The sequence below is a fragment of the Corallococcus exercitus genome, from assembly GCF_003611585.1.
Taxonomy (GTDB): Bacteria; Myxococcota; Myxococcia; order Myxococcales; family Myxococcaceae; genus Corallococcus; species Corallococcus exercitus.
This window is the reverse complement of record NZ_RAVW01000677.1, coordinates 1-3,045: the sequence shown is the minus strand read 5'-3', so window position 1 is coordinate 3,045 and position 3,045 is coordinate 1. Positions and strand designations below refer to the sequence as shown.

4 protein-coding genes are annotated in these 3,045 nt (G+C 70.0%); all 4 read left to right on the top strand.

The genetic code is table 11. From position 1 onward, the window contains the following. Positions 1–101: 101 nt before the first annotated feature. The 4 genes from D7W79_RS40705 to D7W79_RS40690 all read left to right on the top strand — a co-directional run bounded on the left by D7W79_RS40705 (position 102) and on the right by D7W79_RS40690 (position 2,649). Positions 102–779: an Immediate early protein ICP0 gene (locus tag D7W79_RS40705; protein ID WP_120530575.1), complete on the top strand. Its 678-nt coding sequence runs from the start codon at positions 102–104 to the stop codon at positions 777–779. Between the two features lie 61 nt (positions 780–840). After that, positions 841–1,455, top strand: a complete 615-nt coding sequence (locus D7W79_RS40700) for a sigma-70 family RNA polymerase sigma factor (protein WP_120530574.1) — start codon at positions 841–843, stop codon at positions 1,453–1,455. A gap of 85 nt (positions 1,456–1,540) precedes the next feature. Continuing rightward, on the top strand, positions 1,541–2,200 hold the full coding sequence (locus tag D7W79_RS40695) for an anti-sigma factor family protein (protein WP_120530573.1): 660 nt from the start codon (positions 1,541–1,543) through the stop codon (positions 2,198–2,200). Further along, positions 2,197–2,649: a hypothetical protein gene (locus D7W79_RS40690; RefSeq protein WP_120530572.1), complete on the top strand. Its 453-nt coding sequence runs from the start codon at positions 2,197–2,199 to the stop codon at positions 2,647–2,649. The genes D7W79_RS40695 and D7W79_RS40690 overlap by 4 nt, the downstream gene beginning before the upstream one ends. The last annotated feature ends 396 nt before the right edge of the window (positions 2,650–3,045 follow it).

The following is a 3,045-nucleotide window of genomic DNA, read 5'->3' as shown; positions in this document are numbered from 1 at the left end:
CGCATGTCTCGTGGTCTCGGAGATGTGTATAAGAGGCAGCGGCGGGCTCGGCCCCCACCACCGCCAGCCCCTACCTGGGCGCGGGCGAGGCGCGCGGGCCGGTGCTGGACGTGGAGTCGCTCATCCCCTCCGACCTGGAGGGCCTGGAGGGCCAGCTCGCGGTGGGCAAGCGCTTCGCGTCGGACGGGGCGCTGCTGGCCGCGCAGGTGCGGCCCTCGTCGCTGCCCTCGTCGGACCGGGTGGCCCGCCTGTGGGCCTTCTTCGCCGCCTACGCCGAGGCCGCCGCCCAGCACCCGCCCGCTCCGGAGGGCAAGGCCGCCTTCGAGCAGGCCCTCAAGGACCAGGGCTTCGCCGGGCTCCAGGACGCCCACACCGGGCAGAACGGCGTGGAGGCGGGCTTGTGGGTGATGGACGCGCCCACGCCCGAGGAGGCCCGCGAGCGCGCGGACGCCGTCCGGCTGGAGCCCCCGCCCGACGTGCGCCACTCCGAGCAGGCCGCCCCGCTCACCCCCGGCCTCTACCAGCCCATGCCCGGCCCCTTCGTGCGCCGGGACGCCCAGGGACACCCCCTCCAGAACGACGACCCCCGGGACCGCCACGGCACGGACCGGCGGCTGGGCGGCCGCATGTTCTGGAACGTGCTCCACGCCTTCCGGGCCGGAGAGGACACGGAGGACTCCGCCGTCACCCAGGCCCAGTGGGACCGCATGGTGTTCGGGGCGGTCCTGGCCATGGTGGGCCTGGCCCTGGCGGCCATCGCGCTCGTCAGCTCGCTCTAGGGGCGACGGGGCGCGTCGAAAGCCTTGGGGTTGGCGTGGCCTGTGCTACGGTGCCGCGCACTTGGCCACCGACGACCTCACACTCGTCAAGCGCGTCCGCAGCGGGGACCAGCGCGCCTTCAAGCTCCTCGTCGAGCGTTACCAGCGCAAGGTGTATGCCGTCGCGCTCGGAATGCTGAAGGACAAGGAGGAGGCGATGGACGTCTCCCAGGAGGCGTTCGTCAAGGTCTACAAGTACCTGGACCACTTCAAGGGCGACGCGTCCTTCTACACGTGGCTCTACCGCATCACGTCCAACATCTGCATCGACGTGCTGCGCAAGCGCCGGGGCAGCGGCGAGCCCGTGGAGTTCGACGAGACGCAGGACGTGGACCTCTCCGAGGCCCGCATCGGCGCGCTGGGCAGCCGCCTGGGGACGAACCCCCAGAAGAGCGCCCTGCGCAAGGAGCTGGCGGAGAAGATCCAGGAAGCGCTGGCCACGGTGCCTGAGAAGCACCGCGCCATCCTCCTGCTGCGCGAAATCGAGGGAATGTCCTACGAGGACCTGGCCCGCACGCTGGACATCCCCAAAGGCACGGTGATGAGCCGCCTGTTCCACGCGCGCGCCAAGGTGCAGAAAATCCTCGGGGATTATCTGGAGCTGGACGAAGCCAAGAGCGGGGTGGGCAACGAATGAGGATGCCAGAAAGGCCTCCTCGAATATCTGTGGGCCCGAGCGCGTCCCCACCGACGAATTCCCACCAGCCCGCAGGGTGAAGAGTATGGCCGGAAATCCCGCGTGTGAGCGTTTCGTACCGCTCCTGTCTCCCTACATCGACGGTGAACTCGCTCCCGGGGAGCGCGTGAACGTGGAGCGGCACCTGGCCGCCTGCCGGGACTGCACGGGCCGCGCGGCGGACCTGCGCGCCGAGTCCGGACTGCTCCGCGTCGGCCTGGACATGGCGGTGGACGACGTCGACTTCAAGGACTTCGCCCAGAAGGTCATGGCCCGGGTGACGCCGGAGAAGCCGCCCCTCATCGAGCGGATGCGGCTGGCCCTGTCGGAGATGTTCCTCTACCAGCGCACCGCGATGATTTCGTCGCTGGCTACCGCCGCGGTGGTGCTGCTGGTGGCGCTGCCGCTGGTGCTGCGCGACAACGCGCCGGAGGGCTACGCCGCCGAGCGCATGACGGTGAAGTCCATCCAGTCCTACCAGGGCGCCCGCGTGGCCCCGGTGGTGATGGAGACGGAGGGCGGCGGCTCCATCATCTGGATGGTGGACGAGCAGGAGGAGGCGCCGGACACCGTGAAGGGCGCCGCCGGGCAGAAGAAGCCGGGCGCGGTGGAAGGCAAGGATTCGAGCGTGGAGCCGGAGGGCCAGGAAGGGCAGCCGTCGCCGGCTCCGTCCGTCCCGCCGCGGCCCACCGGAGGAGCGCTATGACGAAGCCGATGTGGGCGGTGCTGGCACTGCTGTTCGCCGTGGGCCTGGTGCTGGGGCCGTCGGTGGCCTTCGCCCAGGAGCAGAAGGTGAAGGTCCAGGTGGAGGTGGTGCTAGCCTCCAACAAGGGCACGGTGGTGGACCCGCCGGAGCTGGGCAAGATGAAGGAGGCGTTCCAGAAGCAGAACTTCAGCTTCACGTCCTTCAAGCGCATGTCGCTGGACACGGTGGAGGTGGGCGCCCAGAAGCCCACGGAAGTGAAGCTCCCCAACGGGACGAACGCGTCGCTCCAACTGCTGGGCATGAAGGACGGCAGCGCCACGCTGCGCGTCATCATCCCGAACCAGTCCTCCGTGGAGGTGGAGCTGGGCCGCCAGGGCGCCGTGTACCAGAAGGCCGGCAAGCACGTGGGGGGCGAGCTCATCCTCGTCCTGGTGCCGCCGTCGAAGTAGCCGTGTAAGCCGTGACGGATGCGCGCCGCCTTCGGGCAGGCGCCGTCCGGTGGAAGTCCCCCCTGACGCCTGGATGGCCCCCTCCTTCCCAGGCGGCCCCGCGTCAGGGTCCCGCTGCTCCTGAATCTTCCCTACTCCTCGCACATCCACCCCTGCGTGGGCGGTGTGCCGCCTGTCCCGGTGTCGGAGCGCTCCGTCCCGCGCCTGACGTGCGCCGGGGTGTGCCTGCGACCGCAGGGCAGGAAAGAGGGCGGAAGTACCTGGAGCCGGGCTGAAAGAAAGTCAGTCCTCCCAGGTTCCCACGGCGTTCCCCAGGGTTTCTTCCCTCGGAAATCGCCGGGTTGGGCGACGGCACGGCAGTTGCTCTTGGGTCTGAGGGCAGGACGGGCGGGACGG

Excerpts from the sequence above, each read along its gene's own strand:
- D7W79_RS40690 (WP_120530572.1), top strand. The coding sequence starts at position 2,197 with ATGACGAAGCCGATGTGGGCGGTGCTGGCACTGCTGTTCGCCGTGGGC.
- D7W79_RS40695 (WP_120530573.1), top strand. The coding sequence starts at position 1,541 with ATGGCCGGAAATCCCGCGTGTGAGCGTTTCGTACCGCTCCTGTCTCCC.